This window comes from Paenibacillus sp. 453mf (assembly GCF_900116105.1).
In the GTDB taxonomy this organism is placed as follows: domain Bacteria; phylum Bacillota; class Bacilli; order Paenibacillales; family Paenibacillaceae; genus Paenibacillus; species Paenibacillus provencensis.
In genome coordinates this window covers 28,111-50,156 of sequence record NZ_FPAC01000012.1, presented here as the reverse complement: position 1 = coordinate 50,156, position 22,046 = coordinate 28,111, and the positions used below count along the sequence as shown (strand labels likewise).

18 protein-coding genes and 1 other annotated feature (1 of these 19 running past the window's edge) are annotated in these 22,046 nt (G+C 46.4%); all 18 genes read left to right on the top strand.

Annotated elements, in window-relative coordinates:
* On the top strand, positions 1-1,016 hold a 1,016-nt coding region (gene tig / locus BM415_RS23610), incomplete at its 5' end, for a trigger factor (RefSeq protein WP_091161784.1).
* A gap of 375 nt (positions 1,017-1,391) precedes the next feature.
* Complete coding sequence (gene clpP / locus BM415_RS23605; RefSeq protein ID WP_091161783.1) at positions 1,392-1,982, top strand: ATP-dependent Clp endopeptidase proteolytic subunit ClpP; 591 nt, start codon at positions 1,392-1,394, stop codon at positions 1,980-1,982.
* A gap of 12 nt (positions 1,983-1,994) precedes the next feature.
* Positions 1,995-3,248 carry an ATP-dependent protease ATP-binding subunit ClpX gene (clpX, locus tag BM415_RS23600; RefSeq protein WP_091161781.1) on the top strand — a complete coding sequence of 418 codons (1,254 nt, stop codon included), beginning with the start codon at positions 1,995-1,997 and terminating at the stop codon, positions 3,246-3,248.
* 101 nt (positions 3,249-3,349) lie between these two features.
* On the top strand, positions 3,350-4,447 hold the full coding sequence (ispG, locus tag BM415_RS23595) for a flavodoxin-dependent (E)-4-hydroxy-3-methylbut-2-enyl-diphosphate synthase (RefSeq protein WP_091161779.1): 1,098 nt from the start codon (positions 3,350-3,352) through the stop codon (positions 4,445-4,447).
* 213 nt (positions 4,448-4,660) lie between these two features.
* The gene (lonB, locus tag BM415_RS23590) at positions 4,661-6,400 is read left to right on the top strand and encodes an ATP-dependent protease LonB (protein WP_091161778.1); all 1,740 of its coding nucleotides are present in this window, start codon (positions 4,661-4,663) and stop codon (positions 6,398-6,400) included.
* 87 nt (positions 6,401-6,487) lie between these two features.
* Positions 6,488-8,827 (top strand): endopeptidase La, encoded by a 2,340-nt coding sequence (gene lon / locus BM415_RS23585; protein ID WP_091161776.1) that lies wholly within the window; start codon positions 6,488-6,490, stop codon positions 8,825-8,827.
* A gap of 73 nt (positions 8,828-8,900) precedes the next feature.
* On the top strand, positions 8,901-9,515 hold the full coding sequence (yihA, locus tag BM415_RS23580; protein WP_091161774.1) for a ribosome biogenesis GTP-binding protein YihA/YsxC: 615 nt from the start codon (positions 8,901-8,903) through the stop codon (positions 9,513-9,515).
* 275 nt (positions 9,516-9,790) lie between these two features.
* A complete protein-coding gene (locus BM415_RS23575; RefSeq protein WP_091161773.1) occupies positions 9,791-10,381 on the top strand; it encodes a non-ribosomal peptide synthetase module in 591 nt (196 codons plus the stop codon).
* A gap of 327 nt (positions 10,382-10,708) precedes the next feature.
* Positions 10,709-11,107 carry an adenosylmethionine decarboxylase gene (gene speD, locus BM415_RS23570; protein ID WP_091161771.1) on the top strand — a complete coding sequence of 133 codons (399 nt, stop codon included), beginning with the start codon at positions 10,709-10,711 and terminating at the stop codon, positions 11,105-11,107.
* 480 nt (positions 11,108-11,587) lie between these two features.
* Positions 11,588-12,973 carry a glutamyl-tRNA reductase gene (hemA, locus tag BM415_RS23565; RefSeq protein WP_091161769.1) on the top strand — a complete coding sequence of 462 codons (1,386 nt, stop codon included), beginning with the start codon at positions 11,588-11,590 and terminating at the stop codon, positions 12,971-12,973.
* A gap of 14 nt (positions 12,974-12,987) precedes the next feature.
* The gene (gene ccsA, locus BM415_RS23560) at positions 12,988-13,815 is read left to right on the top strand and encodes a cytochrome c biogenesis protein CcsA (RefSeq protein WP_091161767.1); all 828 of its coding nucleotides are present in this window, start codon (positions 12,988-12,990) and stop codon (positions 13,813-13,815) included.
* Positions 13,816-13,820: 5 nt separating this feature from the next.
* Complete coding sequence (locus BM415_RS23555) at positions 13,821-14,471, top strand: precorrin-2 dehydrogenase/sirohydrochlorin ferrochelatase family protein (RefSeq protein ID WP_091161766.1); 651 nt, start codon at positions 13,821-13,823, stop codon at positions 14,469-14,471.
* Between the two features lie 6 nt (positions 14,472-14,477).
* On the top strand, positions 14,478-15,428 hold the full coding sequence (gene hemC / locus BM415_RS23550; RefSeq protein ID WP_091161764.1) for a hydroxymethylbilane synthase: 951 nt from the start codon (positions 14,478-14,480) through the stop codon (positions 15,426-15,428).
* Between the two features lie 4 nt (positions 15,429-15,432).
* The gene (cobA, locus tag BM415_RS23545; protein ID WP_091161763.1) at positions 15,433-16,980 is read left to right on the top strand and encodes a uroporphyrinogen-III C-methyltransferase; all 1,548 of its coding nucleotides are present in this window, start codon (positions 15,433-15,435) and stop codon (positions 16,978-16,980) included.
* 45 nt (positions 16,981-17,025) lie between these two features.
* Positions 17,026-18,027, top strand: coding sequence for a porphobilinogen synthase (hemB, locus tag BM415_RS23540; RefSeq protein ID WP_091161761.1), 1,002 nt, complete (start codon positions 17,026-17,028; stop codon positions 18,025-18,027).
* A gap of 60 nt (positions 18,028-18,087) precedes the next feature.
* The gene (hemL, locus tag BM415_RS23535; protein WP_091161760.1) at positions 18,088-19,392 is read left to right on the top strand and encodes a glutamate-1-semialdehyde 2,1-aminomutase; all 1,305 of its coding nucleotides are present in this window, start codon (positions 18,088-18,090) and stop codon (positions 19,390-19,392) included.
* Positions 19,392-20,288, top strand: coding sequence for an RluA family pseudouridine synthase (locus BM415_RS23530; protein WP_091161758.1), 897 nt, complete (start codon positions 19,392-19,394; stop codon positions 20,286-20,288). Before hemL ends, BM415_RS23530 begins: the two co-directional genes overlap by 1 nt.
* Before the next feature lie 152 nt (positions 20,289-20,440).
* Positions 20,441-21,892, top strand: coding sequence for a LysM peptidoglycan-binding domain-containing protein (locus BM415_RS23525; RefSeq protein ID WP_091161756.1), 1,452 nt, complete (start codon positions 20,441-20,443; stop codon positions 21,890-21,892).
* A gap of 149 nt (positions 21,893-22,041) precedes the next feature.
* Positions 22,042-22,046 (top strand) — a binding site (T-box leader); it runs 276 nt beyond the window's last position.

Genomic DNA, 22,046 nt, shown 5'->3' with positions numbered 1-22,046 from the left:
TCAAAGCAAAAGTTGTTGTTAAACCTGAAGCTAAACTTGGCGAGTACAAAGGACTTGAAGTTCCTAAGGCGAACACAGAAGTTTCCGAAGAAGAACTGACTGCTGAGCTTGAGCGTCTGCAACAACGTCATGCTGAGCTGGTAGTCATCGAAGAAGGTACAGCGGAGTCCGGCGATATCGCTGTAATCGATTATGAAGGTTCTGTTGATGGGGAATTGTTCGATGGTGGACAAGCAGAGCGTCACTCCCTGGAACTGGGTTCCAACACATTTATCCCTGGCTTTGAAGAACAAGTCATCGGTCTTTCAACTGGCGACAACAAGGATGTTGAAGTGACATTCCCTGAGGAATATCATGCAGCAGAGCTTGCTGGCAAGAAAGCCATCTTCAAAGTGAAAGTACACGAAATCAAACGCAAAGTGCTTCCTGCAATCGACGATGAGTTTGCTAAAGACGTAAGTGAATTCGATACTCTTGCTGAGTACAAAGAAGATCTTACGAAGCAGCTGTCTGAGCGCAAAGCAGAAGAAGCAAAAGCAAACCAAGAGAATGTTGTTGTTGAGAAAGCGGCTGCTAACGCAGAAGTTGAAATTCCACAAGGAATGGTTAACACCGAAGTACGCAACATGATGCGTGACTTTGACAACCGCCTTCGTCAACAAGGCATGAACCTTGAAATGTTCATGAGCTTCTCCGGTCAAACAGAAGCAGATCTTCAAAACCAAATGAAGGGCGATGCTGAAAAACGCGTACGCAACAACCTGGTTCTTGAAGCAATCGGTAAGCAAGAGAACATTGAAGTATCCGATGAGGATATTAACGAAGAGCTGAACAACATGGCGGCTTCCTTCAGACGTACTCCAGAAGAGATTCGTCAAATTCTCGAAAGCAACGGTTCTTTCGACAGCCTTCGTGAAGAAGCTCTGCTTCGCAAAACGATCGACTTCCTTCTTGCAAACAGCGTAGAAGTTGACGCTCCAGCTGAGGAAGCTGCTGTAGAAGCAACAGAAGAATAATATTACACATTACGTTAGAAATATAACAGATAAGGCACGTAAGGTATTTTACTAAACGTGCCTTATTTCTTCTCTTCTATATCCATTTTATAGTTAAATATACTATTAAATGGTAATGCGTGAGCTGTCGTGATATTTTAACTGTACCTTCCATATACTTGAGTTATAGGTCTTGACTCCATAGGATGGAAGTCCGATTTGCACATACATAAAAAAAATGGTTAAATATGATCAAGCTTTCTCTTCAGCAGCTATTGGCTGAGAAAAGCAGTCATAAATGACATTGAACAGGGAACATGATAAAATTAAGACTGATATTTATTTAACCCTGATTGATGTGGCAGTAAGATTCTATAATGGAGAAGAGGTCGGAACATGAATCTCGTGCCTATGGTTGTTGAACAAACCAATCGCGGTGAACGTTCTTACGATATATATTCAAGACTACTGAAGGATCGTATTATCTTTCTGAGCGGTGCAATAGATGATGATGTGGCCAACAGCGTTATTGCTCAGCTCTTATTCTTGTCTGCAGAGGATCCGGAGAAGGATATCAGTTTATATATCAATTCGCCAGGTGGTTCTGTTACAGCAGGGTTGGGTATATATGATACAATGCAATTTATTAAGCCAGACGTTTCAACCATCTGCGTAGGGATGGCTGCCAGCATGGGCTCACTTCTGCTCACTGCGGGTGCACCTGGCAAGCGCTATGCGCTGGAGAACAGTGAAGTTATGATACATCAGCCGCTTGGCGGGATCCAAGGTCAGGCATCCGATATTCAAATTCACGCCGACTGGATTATTAAAACGCGTCAGAAGCTTAATCAGATCTATGTGGAGCGTACGGGTCAACCCCTTGATAAAATCGAGCGTGATACGGACCGCGACTATTTTATGAGTGCGGAAGAAGCTTTAGAATACCGTATCATTGACCAAGTACTCACCAGACCGATTAATTCTTAAAGGGGTGGTTAGATGTTTAAATTTAACGATGAGAAAGGACAGCTTAAATGTTCTTTCTGTGGTAAATCCCAGGAACAGGTTCGTAAGCTTGTGGCTGGACCAGGGGTATATATTTGTGACGAATGCATCGAGCTATGTGCAGAGATTGTAGAGGAAGAGCTCGGTCATGATGAAGAGATTGATCTGAAGGATATTCCAAAACCGATGCAGATTCGTGATATTTTGGATCAATATGTTATCGGTCAGGAACAAGCGAAGAAATCGCTGTCTGTTGCTGTATATAATCATTACAAGCGCATTAATACACAGAGCAAAATTGACGATGTGGAAATGTCGAAGAGTAACATTTTGCTATTGGGACCAACGGGTTCAGGTAAAACGCTCTTAGCTCAAACCATGGCGAAGATTTTGAACGTTCCATTTGCGATTGCTGACGCGACCTCGCTTACAGAAGCAGGATACGTAGGTGAAGACGTTGAGAACATTCTGCTCAAGCTCATTCAAGCTGCCGATTATGATGTAGAAAAGGCAGAACGCGGCATTATTTATATTGATGAGATTGATAAAGTAGCACGTAAGTCGGAGAACCCATCGATTACTCGCGACGTTTCCGGTGAAGGCGTACAGCAGGCCCTCCTCAAAATTCTAGAGGGTACGGTTGCTTCTGTTCCACCGCAAGGCGGACGTAAGCACCCTCATCAGGAATTCATTCAAATCGATACAACGAATATTTTGTTCATCTGTGGCGGTGCCTTTGACGGACTCGAGCAAATGATCAAACGCCGTATCGGCAAAAAAGTGATCGGATTCAACTCTTCTGCTGAGCAGAAGGATCTGAAGCCGGGTGAGTACCTTGGAATGGTTCTTCCAGAGGACTTGCTGAAATTTGGTCTCATTCCGGAGTTTGTTGGACGTCTTCCGGTCATCTCTACATTGGAGCCGCTTGATGAGGCTACCCTTGTTCGTATTTTGTCTGAGCCGAAGAATGCTTTGGTTAAGCAGTATACGAAGATGCTGGAGCTGGACAACGTAACTCTCGAATTTGAGAAGGAAGCACTCGAAGCGATCGCTCGGGAAGCGATCAAGCGTAATACGGGTGCCCGTGGACTTCGTGCCATCATTGAGGGCCTTCTGCTGGATGTGATGTATGAAATTCCTTCTCGTGAGGATATTACGAAGTGTGTAATTACGAAACAGGTTGTTGAAGAGAAGACAGCACCTGAACTGCATGGTGAGAAAGATAAGAAGCAAGAAGAGAGTGCCTAAATAAACAAGTCTTACTCCACTCGTAATGAGGTTTATTTATACTGGATTTTTCCAGGCCTCTAGCGGGTGGAGATTTGACGTTATGGGGAGAGACAGGAATCATGTTTTTAAGACAAGATACACGTCCCGTAAAAGTCGGCAACATTACCATTGGCGGAAGCAATGAAGTCATTATTCAAAGTATGTGTACAACGAAAACGGCTGATGTGGATGCAACGGTAGCTGAGATTTTGCGGCTTGAAGAAGCGGGATGCCAAATTGTTCGCGTAACGGTCAATAATGATGAAGCAGCAGAAGCGATTAAGGAAATTAAGAAGAGAATTCATATTCCGCTAGTCGCGGATATTCATTTTAATTATAAATTGGCTCTGAAAGCGATCGAGAATGGCATCGATAAGGTGCGGATTAACCCGGGTAACATCGGCAAACGCGAAAAAGTAGAGGCTGTTGTTAAAGCATGTAAGGAAAAAGGCATCCCGATCCGCATCGGCGTTAATGCTGGGTCGCTTGAGAATCACTTGCTTGAGAAATATGGATATCCGACAGCAGATGCAATGGTAGAAAGTGCTCTGTTCCATATCGGTATTCTGGAAGAGCTGGATTTCCATGATATTATCGTATCCTTGAAGGCATCTGACGTTCCGATGGCCATTGAGGCATATACTAAGGCTGCGCAGGTGATCCCATATCCATTGCATCTAGGGATTACAGAAGCGGGTACGTTGTTCTCAGGCACAATTAAGAGCTCGGCCGGGATGGGTGCTCTTCTTTCCATGGGAATTGGATCTACAATGCGGATTTCTTTAAGTGCGGATCCGGTTGAAGAGATCAAGGTTGCCCGTGAGCTTCTCAAAACCTTTGGTTTGATTACAAATGCCGCAACCCTGATTTCTTGTCCGACCTGCGGCCGTCTGGATATTGACCTGTTCTCGATTGCTAATGAAGTAGAGGATTATATTTCACAAATCAAAGTGCCGATCAAGGTTTCGGTGTTGGGTTGTGCGGTCAATGGTCCTGGTGAAGCGAGAGAAGCAGATATCGGGATTGCAGGGGCGCGCGGCGAAGGTCTTCTGTTCCGACATGGAGAGATGATCCGCAAAGTGCCTGAGGCCGAAATGGTTGAAGAGCTGAAGAAAGAAATCGACAAGATCGTAGAAGTATACGAAGCAACCGGCATTATTCCGGGACGCAAGCACTAATATCACTTTTATAAGGTCTGAATTTGATCATAACTGCTTCCTCATATAGGAAGCAGTTTTCTTTTTGTCTGAAGAACTGTCTCTGTTCATGTTTGGTGTTTAAATCTACAAGAGAACTTCTGTTTTCTACGTTTATGCCTGAGTGAAAAGGCTATACTACCATGTATCGAACTTTTTGTGGTAAGAGCGTAAAGAACAGGAGGGACACCTAATATGGGTACTGAATTAACCATTATTGTCATGTTAATCAATTTGTTTTTCGGAGTCGTGATCGGGCTCTATTTCTGGAATATGCTGCGTGGACAAAGAAACAACAAAAGTGCGGTGGAACGAGAGTCTCGCAAGGAATTGGACAAACTGAGAAAGCTGCGCTCCATATCGCTGACCAAACCGCTTGCGGAGAAGACGCGTCCTGCCAAGATGGAGGATATTGTCGGTCAAAAGGACGGGCTTCGTGCGATGAAGGCGGCACTGTGCAGTGCAAATCCACAGCACGTTATCGTTTATGGACCGCCAGGGGTAGGTAAAACAGCGGCAGCGAGGGTCATATTGGAGGAAGCCAAAAAAAATCCGGCCTCTCCGTTCAAAGCAGATGCTAAATTTACGGAGATTGATGCGACGACCGCCAGGTTCGATGAGCGCGGAATTGCAGATCCTTTGATCGGCTCTGTTCATGATCCGATATACCAAGGCGCAGGGGCGATGGGAGTTGCCGGTATTCCTCAGCCTAAACCAGGGGCAGTTACGAAAGCGCACGGTGGGATTTTATTTGTCGATGAAATTGGAGAGCTTCATACGATTCAGATGAACAAGCTGCTCAAAGTGTTAGAGGATCGTAAAGTTATTTTGGAAAGTGCATACTATAATTCCGAAGATACGCATACTCCTGCTTATATCCACGATATATTTCAAAACGGTCTGCCGGCTGATTTCCGTTTGGTAGGGGCAACCACCCGTTCACCTCACGAAATTCCTCCGGCTCTTCGTTCCCGGTGCATGGAGATATTCTTTCGAGCGCTGCTGCCTGAGGAGATTGGACAAATTGCAGAAGATGCAATTAGCAAAATTGGCTTTGGAGCTAATCCGGAAGCAGTGGAGGTCGTAAAAAGATATGCCACCAATGGACGTGAAGCGGTTAATATCGTGCAGCTCGCGGCAGGACTTGCACTGACTGAGAATCGGGATGAACTCCGTGCTTCAGATCTCGAATGGGTCGCCAGCAGCAGCCAGATTCAACCGAGACCCGACAGGAAAGTGCCAAGTCTTCCTCAAGTGGGCTTTGTCAATGGTCTTGCGGTATACGGACCTAACATGGGGGCGCTGCTTGAGATTGAAGTGTCAGCGGTACCTGTAATGAAGGGAAAAGGAGTATATAACATCACAGGGGTTGTAGACGAAGAGGAGATTGGCGGAGGATCAAGAACGCTACGGCGGAAGAGCATGGCCAAAGGTTCAGTGGAAAATGTAATCACTGTACTCAGATCAATGGGTCTTGAGCCTTCTAACTATGATCTTCATATTAATTTCCCTGGAGGTACACCAATAGACGGTCCTTCTGCGGGAATTGCCATGGCAACAGCTATTGCTTCTGCAATCAAGGGGATTCCCGTCCATCATGAGCTGGCGATGACAGGTGAAATCAGCATTCATGGAAAAGTAAAACCGATCGGCGGTGTGCTGGCCAAGGTAGAGGCTGCTTTTCAGGCTGGAGCCAAGACCGTTATTATCCCCGCAGACAACTGGCAGACCATTTTTGAGGATTTGAATGGTCTTAAGGTTATTCCTGTGGAATCCGTGGATGAAGTATTCGAGCATGTCTTTGGCAAAGAGCTGATGATGGACAATGAAGAGAAGGCATCACCTGCGCCCGAGCTATTTCCCCAATCTTCTCCTTCGATATTGCATGCGGATATGAATCGGGGCGGAACGATGAATAGTACAGAAAGCATGTGAAGACTTCTCCTTCATTGGTTTTTTATGTGAACATTTGATAGAATAATGAATGATAACAACCTGAGAGCCATTGGAGGTGTGAAAGCGATGGGGCAGAGCAAAGCCAAAGTTCGTCGTTTTCCTTTACTGCCTTTAAGAGGACTTCTCGTCTATCCGAGCATGGTGCTTCATCTCGACGTGGGCAGGGAGAAATCCGTCAAGGCTTTGGAAAAAGCGATGGTAGAAGAACATCTGATTCTCCTGTGTTCTCAATCTGACGTAAATATAGAAGATCCTACACGTGAAGATATTTATCGGATCGGTACAGTGGCGAAGGTCAGACAAATGCTGAAGCTTCCTAATGGAACCATTCGTGTCCTCGTGGAAGGACTTGAACGTGCAGAGATAACAGAGTATACAGATCATGACGAGTTCTATGAAGTGCTGGCGGTGGAACTGCCGGAGGAAGATGCGGACCACCCTGAGACAGATGCATTAATGCGGACGGTTCTCAGCCAGTTTGAAAATTATATAAATTTATCGAAGAAAGTAACACCAGAGACTCTTGCAGCTGTATCTGATATTGAAGAGCCAGGGCGTCTTGCCGATGTAATAACGAGTCACTTGTCGCTGAAGATCAAGGACAAACAAGAAATTCTGGAGACTGTAGATGTTAAACAGCGGCTTGAGAAGCTGCTGGATATTTTGAACAATGAGCGTGAGGTCCTTGAGCTGGAACGTAAGATTAACCAGCGGGTCAAGAAGCAGATGGAGAAGACCCAGAAGGAGTACTATCTTCGCGAGCAAATGAAGGCGATTCAGAAGGAGCTTGGGGAGAAGGAGGGGCGTGCCGGGGAAGTTGAAGAGCTTCGTACTGGAGCAGCAGAGTTGTCACTCCCTGACAAAGTCCGCGAGAAAGTCGAGAAGGAAATTGATCGGCTTGAGAAAATGCCTGCCAGCTCAGCAGAGGGAGGCGTTATCCGCAATTATGTGGATTGGCTGTTAGCTCTGCCGTGGAGTCGCAGGACTGAAGATGATCTGGATATTCATGCGGCTGAAGAAGTGCTGGATGCAGATCATTACGGTCTAGAGAAGCCGAAGGAGCGCGTGCTTGAATATCTGGCTGTCCAAAAGCTGGTGAAGAAGCTGAAAGGGCCGATTCTTTGTCTTGTAGGCCCTCCAGGGGTTGGTAAGACATCACTTGCGCGTTCTATTGCAAAATCGCTTGGTCGTGAATTTGTGCGCATCTCCTTGGGCGGTGTTAGAGACGAAGCGGAGATTCGCGGACATCGAAGAACGTATGTCGGTGCCATGCCTGGCCGAATCATTCAAGGGATGAAGACCGCAGGTTCACTGAATCCTGTGTTTTTACTGGATGAGATCGACAAGATGGCTTCTGATTTCCGTGGAGATCCTTCCTCGGCTCTGCTTGAAGTGCTTGATCCTGAACAGAACAATACGTTCAGTGACCATTTTGTAGAGCTTCCCTTTGACCTGTCAAACGTGATGTTTGTTACCACGGCTAATACGATTCATAGTATTCCGCGTCCACTCCTCGATCGGATGGAAGTGCTTAACATTCCAGGATACACGGAGCTGGAGAAGCTGCAGATCGCAAGCCGCTATTTGCTGCCGAAGCAGATCACAGAGCATGGATTGACAGATGAACAGATGGAAGTACAGCAGGATGCTCTCTTGAAGGTCATTCGAGAATACACGAGAGAATCTGGAGTGAGAAATCTGGAGCAGCAGATGGCTTCCTTATGCCGCAAAGCTGCGAAGAAGATTGTATCCGGTCATACGGACAAGATCGTTATTGCTCCGGACGATGTGAAGGAATATTTAGGTCCGCAGAAATTCCGTTACGGTGTTGCCGAGCTTGAGGATCAGATCGGGACGGTTACAGGTCTTGCTTGGACAGAAGTCGGTGGTGAGACACTGGTGATCGAAGTGACCGTTGTTCCAGGCACCGGCAAGCTTACCTTGACCGGTAAACTGGGGGATGTCATGAAGGAATCCGCGCAAGCAGCCTTCAGCTATACTCGTTCCAAAGCAGAGGATCTTGGAATCGCACCTGACTTCCACGAGAAGAACGATATTCACATCCATATTCCGGAAGGTGCAATCCCGAAAGACGGACCTTCTGCCGGAATTACAATGGCAACCGCGCTGATATCCGCTCTGACCAACCGTTATGTGTCCAAGGATGTGGCGATGACAGGTGAGATTACACTCCGCGGACGGGTTCTCCCGATTGGCGGTCTTAAGGAGAAATCACTTGCGGCACATCGTGCAGGATATAAGAAAATTTTGCTCCCCAAGGATAATGAACGGGATCTAAGAGATATACCGGACAGTGTACGAGAAGATGTTGAATTCGTACCTGTTGCACACATGGATCAAGTGCTTCACCACGCACTGGTCGAACAACAGACAGGTGTGCACTAGATTAGCCACTGATGCATCAATGAGAGCTTCGTTATTTCATTGCTGTGTTATGAAGAGAGGATAAATAACGATTATGAAAGTTACAAAATCCGAATTTATCATTAGTGCGGTCAGCCCTAGCCAATACCCTGAGGACGCCTTGCCGGAGATTGCTCTGGCAGGGCGTTCCAATGTGGGGAAATCTTCGCTGATCAATCGAATGATTAATCGTAAGAATTTAGCAAGAACGAGCTCAACCCCAGGCAAAACCCAGCAGCTTAATTATTACCGCATTAATGATGCACTTTATTTCGTGGATTTTCCAGGCTATGGGTATGCCAAAGTGTCGAAGACGCAGCGTGCACTCTTCGGTCAAATGATGGAGAAGTATTTGCTTGAACGAGAAGAACTAAAATTAGTGATGCAAATGATTGATATGCGTCATCCCCCTACGAAAGACGACATTATGATGTATGAATGGCTGAAGCACCATGGACTTCCCGTATGCGTCGTGACCACGAAGATGGATAAGATTCCTAAGACACGCAGAGCCAAGCATGCAAAGGTAATAAGAGATGCGATTGGTCTTCATCCTGAAGACAGCTTTGTCTCTTTTTCGTCGGAGGAAGGCCTCGGCAAGGATGAGCTGTGGGCTGTGATATCTCGTTATGCAGGGTTTTCAGAAGAGCAGCCGTCTGTAGGGGAGTAGTCTCAAGCATTTTTATCGAAAGCAGCGTGACAAGGCGATATTGCAGAACAATAGAGTTATCATGAACTTTCATGCAGAATAATGAGCTTTTTCCCTCTGAGATGAATAATTTCAAGTTTCTTCCTGATTTTTAATGATTTAAAGCAGAAATTCATTGTATGGCAGAAGGGCGGGCACCGCCTGCGGTAGTGTATAATGAAGCTAAGCAGTGAAAATTACGGTTTTAAATCGGTCTGACTACAGCGTGGTCGGGAAAGAATTGAGGAGATTTTTTTATGGCTCAGCGGTTAGCCACAGAATATGTTAAAGCCACTTTGAAATTAACAGAACCTCAGATGCAGCAGTTTTTAAAGATGGCTGAAGACAGCCAGTTTCAGCACCAACGAGTGAAGGTGCTGGGTAAGGGCGGACAGGATGTTGTACTTCGTGATGGTGCTGGAGAGGAAGTATATTTCCCATTTGATCGAGAAGATGGATTATATGTCTGTGAGTTGTCTTGCCGTCTGGTGAATCCTCAGCTGACGAGTATCGTACGTAAATTGTTTCTTGCTTTTAAGGGTGAAGGAATGGAAAACCGGGTGTATACTGGATTTACCATGATGTATTTTTATTCCCAAGGCTCTGTTCGCAAGATTATTGAAGTCAAACAAGACCAAGCTCGTATCGTATACGAATATAAGAATTCCTTGCAAGAGATTGAACAGCAATACCGATCACTTGAGGTTGAACAGAAGATTGTGCGTGTGAAGAACAACATCAATCATTTGCTTGATGCAAGAAACAGGGTATCTTGCCAGGAGGATATTCGTCATATTGATGAGCAGTTACGCATAGAAGCATTTATCCTATTTACTCTTGAAGCCTAGACATCATGCTAGATCGAAACCATGGCCTGCTCCTTACGGAGTGGGCTTTTTATATATTCCAGCAAGGTTTCAGGTTAAAATTTATTTTTTGCGTGCTGTTCCACATGAAGGCCACAAAAAATATACTGTATTGCTCTTTGAAAAAACTGTTGCATTTGTAATGAATAGGTGTTATTTTTATTCTCGTTGAAAAGAATATAGGAACCAGGATTCACTCAGGACATTGTGTATGTTGCGAGAGATTTATCCCTCGGGAAGTGAATGACGTAGGTCCTAGCGGATGAAATTTTTTCAAACATTTTATTCCTAGGAAGGGGGAGCCGAAAGATGGAATATACAACTTTCGGAAGACACGTTGCTGTTGACACTTGGGGAGTAGACTTTGATCTGTTGAACAATGAGGATTTCTTGCAAGTACAGATGGTAGAAGCAGCGGATGCTTGCGGTGCGACCATCCTGTCCGTGCAATCCAGACAGTTTGAACCTCAGGGAGCTACTGTGCTTGTCATGCTGTCTGAGAGCCATCTCTCGATTCATACGTACCCTGAAAGAGGTTTTGCCGCGATCGATTGTTATACTTGTGGAGAAGCGGTGGACCCGCAGCTTGCTGTTGACTACCTGGTATCCGTATTGAAGCCGGAGAAGATTTTTTCAAAGACATTAGTACGCGGAAACGGTGAATTAGAAGTCGTAGCACCTGTAAAACAGCAGATTGAGCTTGTATAATACACGGATTTATAATACGATACAAATATATAAAGAACCATGGAATTTCCATGGTTCTTTATATATTTTATGTAATAAAATAGAAATCCTCCTAGCTCTTTTATGCGTTTGATTAGAACAAGTTTCAAATAAGTGTGGAGCGTATAAATAAATGAAGTGGTGGTAAAATTAAGTAGGCAATGTTTATGAAATGGGTTCAATAAGTTAAAAAGATGAGGATTTCATAAACATGTCATAAAAAGCATTAGGGCGAAACTGTACATATGTTATACTAAATACTGCTTATGGCTAACGGTTAATAGCACATTAATGTTATAGATTGAATCAATTTCATAATACCCTTTAGCTGCTTTAATCAAGAATATATATAGATCAAAATTATTTTAGTTTGTCTATTTATAGTTTTATATTTATTTTTTAAATGAGTTATGAAATTGATTCGAGTATTTACGAATTTTTGTAGAGGCAGGTGAACTTGCAATGCACATCGTCGCAGTTGGGTTAAACTATCGCACAGCGCCTGTAGAAGTAAGGGAACGCTTTACATTTGACGAAAGAGACCTGCCATCAGCGCTCCGAGAGCTCAAGAAGACAAACAGTGTATTGGAAGGCGTCATCGTTGCTACATGCAACCGTACGGAAATGTATGTGGTGGTTGATCGTCTCCATATGTGCGGTTATTTTATACGCAGCTTCATGGAGCAATGGTTTGGTATTTCTCGCGAGGAGTTTACTCAACATCTATATATATATGAAGATGAACAGGCGATACGTCATCTATTTAGGGTAACCAGCGGACTGGACTCCATGGTGATTGGGGAAACTCAAATTCTAGGCCAGGTTAAGCACGCCTTCTTAACAGCTCAAGCCGAGAAGGCTACCGGAACATGGTTTAATACGCTGTTCAAGCATGCCATCTCCGTAGGCAAGAGAGCGCATAGCGAGACCTCAATTGGTGAAGCGGCGGTTTCTGTCAGCTATGCTGCTGTAGAGCTGGGTAAGCGTATCTTTGGCTCCTTTAATCATAAGAAGGTCATGATTCTGGGTGCAGGGAAGATGAGCGAACTCACGGTACAGCATCTGTATGCTAACGGCGCTGAAGAGGTAATTGTGGCTAATCGGACCTTCTCTCGCGCAGAAGAGCTGGCAGCCAAATTTGACGGAACCGCATGCACCATGGAGCAGGCGTTTACCCGTCTTCATGAAGTCGATATTTTGATCAGTTCAACAGGAGCGAAGGATTTCGTTATCTCGGCTGAAATGGTTAAAGACAGCATGAAGCGAAGAAAGGCACGTCCTCTATTCATGATCGATATTGCTGTGCCGCGGGATATAGATCCCGTGATCTCAGATTTCGCCAACGTCTTTTTATATGATATTGATGATCTTGAAGGTGTGGTTGAGACGAATCTGGAGATGCGCCGGATCGAAGCAGCGAAGATTGATTCCTTTATCGAGGAAGAGATTGTCGAGTTCAATCATTGGCTCAAAACATTGGGGGTTCGTCCTGTAATTAGAGCTTTGCAAGAAAAAGCAAACAGTGTGCATGAGGAAACACTGGAGAGCTTGTTTAACAAGTTGCCTGAGCTGGATGAGCGTCAACGTAAAGTGATTCGGAGACTGACGAAGAGTATGCTTAATCAAATGACGCATGAGCCCATTAATCGTATAAAAGAAATAGCAGTGGATAAGAATGCTGAAGATGTATTATCGATGTTCACTACCCTGTTTGGTCTTGAGGAAGAGCCGGAAGACAAGGAAGAGTCTTCTGTGCCATCAAGAGTGAATATGAAGCCGGCCACGGAGCCTGGTCGTGAGGTAGAGCAAGCACCTTCACGGATTGCATATGTTCCAGTGAGCCTGTAAGGCAGGTGTAAGAAGTGTCTACAGTAGATACGATTCACACTATGCTGATTTATATTTATGCCCTGAGCCTTCTGTTTTATTTCTCGGATTGCATTCGACGCAATACGAGTGCGAAGCGGATGGGCACAGGGCTTCTTGTTGTCGTGTTCCTGATGCAGCTAATGTACTTGATTCTAAGCACCCTTGATCTGGGACATATTCCGATATATTCGATGTATGATTTTGTATTTCTATTCACGTTTAGCATCGTCATCACCTCTCTAATCATGACGAGATTCAGGAAATCGGAATATATCGTATTCCTACTGAATGTTGTCGGTTTCAGTGCTTTGGTGCTCAGTGATTTTTGGCTTGCCCCCATCGTGAATCCTAAGCTCAATTGGCAGACTGTACATGGGCTTCTTGTCATGCACATCGCTCTTGCTAATCTGGGGTTTGCTGCATTAACGCTCGCTGCTGTATTTGCTGCGATCTATCTGTTTCTGCATTTCAGACTTAAATCGAAGCAATGGGGCGACACGATGCGGCGCATGCCGAGTCTTGAAATGCTCTATATGTACATGAACAAGTCAAGCTCAATCGGGACCCCGATGCTAGGTGTTTCGGTCATGCTTGCCGTATTATCGATTATGGCAGAGAAGCGCTGGCCATTATTACTCGATGCCAAAGTCCTCTCTACGTTAATTGCATTATGTATCTATTTAGGGTACTTCATTTCAAAACGATATAATGGTCATGCCCCCCATGTTATGGCACGGTGGACGCTTATAGGATATGTATTTGTTATCATTAGTTTTATCAGTAATGCTTGGTCTGTATTTCACCGCTGGACAGGAGAGTGAAGTAAATGGAGCAAGCTTATGTTCCGATATGGCTTGATTGCTCTGGTCGTACTGTCATTGTTATTGGCGGTGGTCCAGTGGCTGAGCGTAAGGTTAGTGGACTTCTTAATTCAGGAGCAAACATTACGATCATCAGTCCCACGATGACCGAGAGACTTCTTCAGCTGGCTCAGCAGGGAGAAGTCTCCTGGATTCAAAGGCCCTACCGTCAGGGAGACCTGAGAGGGGCTTTTCTTGTATATACAGCTACGAATCAAGCGGATATCAACCAACAGGTGGTTAAGGAAGCGAAAGAGACCGGCGCTTTGGTGAATAGCGCAGATGAGCCGCGCACAGGTGATTTTATTACACCGAGTGTTCTGCGCCGAGGCAGGCTGGCCATCGCTGTGTCAGCTTCGGGGTCAAGTCCAGGAGCTGTAGCACAAATTAAGAAACAGCTGGAGCAAGATTATGGTGATGAGTACAGTATGTACTTTGATTTTTTGCATCATATTCGTCAACTCATCCTGCTCCGTATTCAGGACCCAGTCCGGAGAAGACATCTGCTTCAAAAAGTATTAGAGTTAGACATATTAGCGGAAATTAGAAATGGACATTATGAATTATGGTCCGATGAACGGATGAATAAATGGATTGCAGACAATCAGGAGGGGTAATTAACAATGCGAACGATTGTAGTAGGAAGCAGACAAAGCGCACTGGCTCTAACACAGACAGGGCATGTCATTGATGATTTGAAGAACCTATGCAAGCATCACGGGCTTCCCTTTGATTTTGAGGTCAAGAAGATTGTAACTAAGGGCGATCAAATTCTGGATGTCACTTTATCCAAAGTCGGGGGCAAGGGGCTGTTCGTAAAAGAAATTGAGCAGGCCATGATGAACGGCGAGATTGACATGGCTGTACATAGCATGAAGGATATGCCATCTGTGCTTCCTGAACCATTGACTACCGGTGCAGTGCCGAGCCGGAAGGATCCAAGAGATGCATTAATATCCAGAACCGGATCCTCACTGGATGAGCTGCCCCAAGGCGCAAAAGTTGGGACGAGCAGTTTGCGCAGAGCGTCTCAGCTCAAAGCCTACCGTCCCGACTTTCAAATTGAATGGATTCGAGGCAATATTGACTCCAGACTCCGCAAGCTTGAGACAGAAGGCTTTGATGCCATCATTCTCGCTGCCGCGGGGCTTTCTCGAATGGGATGGGAAGATCGGATAACGGCTTATTTGTCTCCGGACACTTGTCTGCCAGCGGTAGGACAAGGCGCGCTCGGTATTGAATGCAGGAAGGATGACCAGGAACTCCTTCATTTACTCAGTTTATACAATGATCGGGAGACGGCAATCCCGGTTGCAGCTGAACGGAGATTTCTAAATGTGTTGAACGGAGGCTGTCAAGTACCCATTGGGGCGTATGCAACTTGGGCTTCTCAGCAAGGAGAGGCTGTTGATAAGCAGCTTATCCAGCTAACGGGTATGGTTGGCACACCGGATGGATCGACAGTGCTTAAAGAGACGCTCATTGGGAGCGATCCTGAACGTCTTGGGGAGGAAGTTGCTGAACGCTTGATTCAAAAAGGCGCAGAGAAGATACTGGCAGATGTAAGGGGATGAGGAAATGGCAGGAAAGGTATATCTCGTGGGTGCGGGACCGGGTAACGCAAAGCTTATTACAGTAAAAGGCTGGGAGTGTATTCAGAAGGCAGATGCGGTAGTCTATGATCGCCTAGCCAGTCCTAGACTGCTTCGGATTATGAAGCCTGGAGCTGCCAAAATCTATGTCGGCAAGAAAACAAACCGTCACACAATGAAGCAGGAGGATATCAATCAGCTGCTTGTCGATCTCGCTCATGAAGGCAAAACAGTCGTTCGTTTAAAAGGCGGGGACCCGACCATTTTTGGAAGGGTCGGTGAGGAGGCGGAGCTGCTTCGGCAACATGATATCCCGTTTGAGATCGTGCCAGGAGTTACCTCTGCGATCAGTGTACCAGCCTATGCCGGTATTCCTGTCACACATCGGGATTATGCATCATCCATTTCGATTATTACGGGACATGAGAGTCCTGATAAGCTAAATAGAGCGATTTATTGGGACAAGGTAACGAACGCTACAGGAACTCTGGTATTTATGATGGGGGTTGCGAATATCGGCTATATCAGTAAGCAGCTGATAGATCATGGCAGACCCAAGGATACGCCTGTAGCGCTGATTCGCTGGGGAACTTGGGCAGAGCAGGATACACTAGTGGGCACGCTTGAGGATATTGAGCACAAGGTCCAGGAGCACGGATTCCGTCCGCCCGGCGTCATTGTTGTTGGCGATGTGGTCAAGCAGCGTGAACGGCTGCAGTGGGCTGAATTAATGCCTCTCTTCGGCAAAAGAATACTTGTGACAAGGGCAAGAAGTCAGGCAAGCGAGCTTGTTTCGCGGATTGAGGAATTGGGTGGAGAGCCTTATGAGCTGCCTGTTATTGAAACGGTTCCTGTACAAACGGATCATCATAGGGAGCAAATAGCAGAAGCGCTAGATCAGTTAGAGCAGTATGACTGGGTCATATTTACGAGTGTGAATGGAGTAGAGCATTTCTTTAGAGCGATGGAGGAGCAGAAGAAAGATATACGCTCACTCTATCGTGCAAGAATTGTGGCCATTGGTCCGTCGACGAAGAAAGTGCTTCGTGACAAAGGCATTTTGGCGGAGCAGGTCCAAGGTTCTTATCAGCAGGAAGGACTGATGGATACCTTTGATGCCGAGCTGCTCCCAGGACAAAAGGTGCTGCTGCCCTCAGGTAACCTAGCTCGTCCTTGGCTCTCCGAGAAACTAAGGGAGAAGGGGCTTGAAGTAAACAGCGTCAGTGTATATGAAACGGTCATTCCTGAGGAGCAGGATGATGAGCTGATTGGACTCTTGCAAAAGGGAAAAGTCTACGCTGTCACGTTCACCAGCTCTTCAACGGTGACTCATCTCCTAACGCTATTAGAACGGATGGGATATGAACAGCCTGCTTCTTTATTTAAAAATGTTCACGTAGCCTGCATCGGCCCTGTTACTGCAGAAACGGCAACAAGTTCTGGACTCCATGTCAGCATCGTTTCAGAAGAGGCAACAGTTGAGAGCTTGGCTGATGCGCTGTGTCATATTAACGAAGATGTTCATGTTGTTTAGATTTAAGATACGAGTTAGACGAACTAGAGAAAGGGGTTATTCACAATGGGATTTCCAATCGTAAGGCATCGCAGATTACGGCAATCGGCCGCTATTCGCAGTATGGTGCGTGAAACACATTTGAATGTTAGTGATTTTATACAACCGATTTATGTTACATACGGTACAGGGGTTAAACAAGAAATTTCGTCTATGCCGGGAGTGTACCGTTTTTCACTCGATACGCTGAAAGAGGAAGTGCAGGAGATTGCTGAACTTGGCATTCCGGCTGTGCTTCTGTTTGGGATTCCAGATACGAAGGATGCAGTAGGCTCTTCCGCGTATGCCGAGAATGGAATTGTGCAGGAAGCGACCAGGCTCATCAAATCCTGGTATCCAGATTTGCTCGTGATCGCAGATACCTGTCTATGCGAATTCACGGATCACGGTCATTGCGGCATGATTCATACCCATGAGCGGGATGGTCATGTATGCGTGGATGTTCTGAATGATGAATCACTTGAGCTTCTGGTTAAGACCGCTGTGTCCCAGGCTGAAGCAGGGGCTGATATTATTGCACCATCCAACATGATGGACGGTTTCGTAGGTGCGATTCGTGCAGGACTTGATGAAGCAGGATTCTCTCACATTCCAATTATGTCTTACTCGGTGAAATACGCTTCTGGCTTCTACGGACCTTTTCGCGAGGCAGCAGATTCGGCACCTCAGTATGGTGATCGCAAAGCTTACCAGATGGATCCGGCTAATGCAAGGGAAGCGCTGCGTGAAGCAGAGACGGATGTTCTTGAAGGAGCAGATATGCTGATGGTGAAGCCTTCTTTATCTTACCTGGACGTAATGCGCACAATTAAGGACCAGTTTGATCTGCCGCTGGTAGCATATAACGTTAGCGGTGAATATGCAATGGTCAAGGCCGCGGCAATCAACGGCTGGATTGATGAAGAGAAGGTGGCCATGGAAATCCTGCTCAGCATGAAGCGTGCAGGAGCGGATATGATTATTACGTATTACGGCAAAGACGCAGCCCGCTGGCTGTCAGTACGTTGATTATTTAGAAGAGCTACACTATTGCAATAAAATTGGATAACAGAGGAGAGAGGTTTGAGAATGAGTGAACAGATTCGTCAGCCGCGCCGGGAGGAACGTTCCCGTACCGCTTTTGAAGAAGCAAAACAATATATGCCTGGCGGTGTGAATAGTCCGGTACGTGCATTTAAATCTGTAGGTTTAACTCCTGTTTACGCAGACCATGGTATAGGTTCTAGAATCTATGATATTGATGGTAATTCTTTTATTGATTATGTGGCTTCTTGGGGCCCCCTTATAATGGGACATGCCCACCCGGAAGTGATATCCGCGATCCAGGAGACGGCTGTAAAGGGAACAAGTTTTGGCGCGCCGACACTGATTGAGACGGAAATGGCCAAGCTGGTATGCGAGCGCGTACCATCGATCGATGTTGTTCGTATGGTGAACTCGGGCACGGAAGCCACGATGAGCGCGATCAGACTTGCTCGTGGGGCAACAGGCAGAAGCAAAATTCTGAAATTTGAAGGCTCCTACCATGGACACGCTGACAGCTTGCTGATCAAGGCAGGTTCTGGTGTAGCCACTCTTGGACTTCCGGACAGCCCCGGTGTACCTGAAGGAGTCGCTGCCAACACCATTACGGTTCCTTACAATGATCTGGAATCGGTTCGCTTGGCCTTTGATAAATTTGGGGAACAGATTGCTGCGATCATCGTAGAGCCTGTGGCAGGCAACATGGGCGTTGTGCCGCCAGCTGCGGGATTCCTTGAAGGGCTGCGCCGGATTACCATAGATTACGGCAGCCTGCTTATTTTTGACGAGGTCATGACAGGCTTCCGGGTAGGACTTCATAGCGCACAAGGCCGGTTCGGTGTAATCCCGGATTTGACATGTCTCGGCAAGGTCATTGGCGGCGGCTTGCCTGTTGGCGCATATGGCGGCAGACGAGACCTTATGGAGCAGGTAGCTCCGGTCGGCCCAATCTATCAAGCAGGTACACTCAGCGGTAATCCGCTGGCCATGGTTGCAGGTTATACGACACTTAAGCTTCTTAACGAAGAAGTATACACTCGTCTCGAAGAGCTGGGCGCTAGGCTTGCTGCCGGCTTTGAGAAGAATGCGAAGGAGCTGGGCGTTCCTGTAACGATCAATAGGGTCGGATCGATGGTATGTCCATTCTTTACAGATCAAGAAGTCACGAATTATGACGTTGCCAAATCAAGCAATTTGGATCATTTCCGAGCTTACTTTGGCCATATGCTTCAGGAAGGAATCAGCGTAGCCCCTTCTCAATTCGAGGGGATGTTCATCTCCGGGGTGCATAGTGTCCAGGATATCGATGATACGATTGAAGCGAATTATAATGCGCTGAAGGCTTTATGATGAAATATAAGAAAAGAGGAGACTGGGCTGAGCTGATGCCAGGCAAAAAAGTGCTCTCCCAGGATGATCGGAGTATGGCCGCCGAGAAGTGGCTGCTTGAGGAACTGGGTATGCCCGAGAAGCTCTTGCACGAGCTTAGAGCTAATAGCGGTATTCAACTTGCAGGGGACCGGCTTCGGCTGGCCCTTTTTCCTCCGGCACCGTATGGAATTACACCGCGATATGTAGGGCTGGATGTGCTGTATGAGGATGATTTTTGTCTTGTTGTAAACAAGCCGGTAGGCATGCCAATTCATCCAGATGGAAGTGAGCGTCAGGACGGAATAGTGACACTTGATCATGCGGTGGCTGGATATTACCAGGCAAGCGGGCTTGAGGTCGCGGTGAAACATATCCATCGGCTGGATGTGGATACGTCAGGTCCGGTGCTGTATGCGAAGAACCGCTATGCAGAGCTTAAGCTGAATGCCATGATGCAGCTTAAGCAGATTGAGCGCAAATATGTAGCTATCGTTCACGGAATCGTAGCACAAAATAAAGAGACGATGGACTTGCCGATCGGTAAGGACAGGCATCACAAACAGAGAAGAAGAGTCTCCCCTACAGGTCAGCATGCCGTAACTCATATGGAGACATCAGAAAGACTAAGAGGAGCAACAGTGGTTCGGCTTCGTCTGGAGACAGGTAGAACGCATCAAATTCGGGTGCACCTCAGCCATTTGGAACATCCCTTGTTTGGCGATACGCTGTACGGCGGCATGAGAGAGGGAATTCGCAGACAGGCGCTACATGGAGAAGAGCTCAGCTTTCAGCACCCTTTTACGGGAGAGCTGCTTACAGTGATAGCCTCTTGGCCTCAGGATATGATTGATTTGTATGATTCGCTAAAAGTGTAAATAAAAATATGAATCCACGGATGAATGGTATGAGTCCTCTGACAGATGCATATACATGTACACGAGAAGCATCTTGAAATGACTTGTGTAACATGACGTAAAGCTATGAAAATCTCATGGTGAATATATGCTGTGAAAGGAGGACTAGCGCTATGTTAAACCCGCCGTATGGACTTCGGTTTGATATTTACGAGCGTGTTCATTTACCCGAGGATGTTCCTGCCATAAGTGAGCTGGATGAGATTGAATTGTATCCTCGCATACAGGTTGTCTCGGAGCAGGAGCACGCTGCGCTACGTGGACACTTACTGTTGTCCGGTATTTATCAAGGAGAGAACAATCAGCAGGAGGAGCTGTCTCATCAGATTCCTGTTGAGATTACGATTCCACTCAGCCGTGTCGCATCCATTGATGATATTGCAGTGGAGATTGAGAACTTCGACGTGGATCTCTTGTCGACGCGCAGTCTGAACATTACGGGCGTGCTCTCTTTGCGCGGAATTGAAGGAATTGGACCGGCAGAAGAAACCTCTGACTGGAATCCAGAGGAGTTTACGGTTGTTCATTCCAATTCAGGTGAGGAAGAGGCGCCAGCTAATCCACTGTATTCGGGATACAATCCGTATAATCGAGATCCATCCATACCGGATTCAGAACAACAAGAAGCAATCCTGTCGGATGCGGAATCGGCAACTGAATTTCAATCTGAAACGGAAGCTGGAGCGTACTCACCTTCAAGGCCTTTTTTGCATACGCCATATGAGGCTTCCGTATCCGAGCCGACTACGACAGAGAATATTGATGCATGGTCACTGCCGTATGAAGCGGAGTCTGTCCATGATTCAGTGAATCGGGAAGAAGCACAGCCACAGGCACCACACAATGCAATAGAGAGCGTAGATGAACAATATGACGAGGATGAAGAAGAGACGGATCGGGTACAAGATGACCCATCGAATCAATATGGTGAGCTCGCATCCGTTAATCAACAGCCGGAAGCATACTCATCTCCAGAGGTGTGGAGCTTTGAGCCTGCTGTAGTTGTAGGAGCAGACCGTGACGCAGCTCCAGCTGTGAACGCTGAGACAGATGCTGGCACAGCTCCTGATTTGATTGATGAGGCATCCGGCGATGGTGGTGAGGGGAATGAACTTGAGGCAGACTCCATTCCACGAGAGCAGGAAGCGCAGGAGGTCTTGCTCGAAGCAGATGTGCCGCAGCCTGATCCTTCCGAAGAGAAGCCCGAATTGAAGGTTGCCTTTGGAACCAAAAAATCAGGCGAAACATCAGCACAAGGCTCCTATGGAATTACTTCTCTCCTACAAAAGTCCAGGACTGCAGAAGAGGTCTTGCAGCTTGAACAGGAGTTTCCGATCGAACAGCGTGATGAAGAACCTGCAGAGGAAGTTCAATGGAAGAGTCTGTTTCTCGGAAGAGGCGCAGAGCAAACACCATTCAAGAAGGTTAGACTCTGTATCGTGCAGCGTGAAGAAACGCTTGAGACCATTGCAGACCGATATCAGCTCAGTACGCGTGAGTTGCAGCTATATAACCGTCTGTCCGAGCAATCGGTTGAGGAAGGCCAGGTATTGTATATTCCATAGGAGAGCTGGCATACAGGAGAGTTCCCGGTTTGAATCGGGGACTCTCTTTTTTTGTCATGAAAGGTCTAATGCCCGGTTGACGAATTGCACAAAAGAAATGTATGATGACTGTAGGATTGGGAATACAATGAATAACAACTGTAATTAATCTAAC

Coding starts and splice junctions, on each gene's coding strand:
- cobA (WP_091161763.1), top strand. CDS start 15,433: ATGGCAGGAAAGGTATATCTCGTGGGTGCGGGACCGGGTAACGCAAAG.
- ispG (WP_091161779.1), top strand. CDS start 3,350: ATGTTTTTAAGACAAGATACACGTCCCGTAAAAGTCGGCAACATTACC.
- hemC (WP_091161764.1), top strand. CDS start 14,478: ATGCGAACGATTGTAGTAGGAAGCAGACAAAGCGCACTGGCTCTAACA.
- lonB (WP_091161778.1), top strand. CDS start 4,661: ATGGGTACTGAATTAACCATTATTGTCATGTTAATCAATTTGTTTTTC.
- BM415_RS23525 (WP_091161756.1), top strand. CDS start 20,441: ATGTTAAACCCGCCGTATGGACTTCGGTTTGATATTTACGAGCGTGTT.
- lon (WP_091161776.1), top strand. CDS start 6,488: ATGGGGCAGAGCAAAGCCAAAGTTCGTCGTTTTCCTTTACTGCCTTTA.
- yihA (WP_091161774.1), top strand. CDS start 8,901: ATGAAAGTTACAAAATCCGAATTTATCATTAGTGCGGTCAGCCCTAGC.
- hemB (WP_091161761.1), top strand. CDS start 17,026: ATGGGATTTCCAATCGTAAGGCATCGCAGATTACGGCAATCGGCCGCT.
- hemA (WP_091161769.1), top strand. CDS start 11,588: ATGCACATCGTCGCAGTTGGGTTAAACTATCGCACAGCGCCTGTAGAA.
- clpX (WP_091161781.1), top strand. CDS start 1,995: ATGTTTAAATTTAACGATGAGAAAGGACAGCTTAAATGTTCTTTCTGT.
- BM415_RS23530 (WP_091161758.1), top strand. CDS start 19,392: ATGAAATATAAGAAAAGAGGAGACTGGGCTGAGCTGATGCCAGGCAAA.
- BM415_RS23575 (WP_091161773.1), top strand. CDS start 9,791: ATGGCTCAGCGGTTAGCCACAGAATATGTTAAAGCCACTTTGAAATTA.
- hemL (WP_091161760.1), top strand. CDS start 18,088: ATGAGTGAACAGATTCGTCAGCCGCGCCGGGAGGAACGTTCCCGTACC.
- speD (WP_091161771.1), top strand. CDS start 10,709: ATGGAATATACAACTTTCGGAAGACACGTTGCTGTTGACACTTGGGGA.
- BM415_RS23555 (WP_091161766.1), top strand. CDS start 13,821: ATGGAGCAAGCTTATGTTCCGATATGGCTTGATTGCTCTGGTCGTACT.
- clpP (WP_091161783.1), top strand. CDS start 1,392: ATGAATCTCGTGCCTATGGTTGTTGAACAAACCAATCGCGGTGAACGT.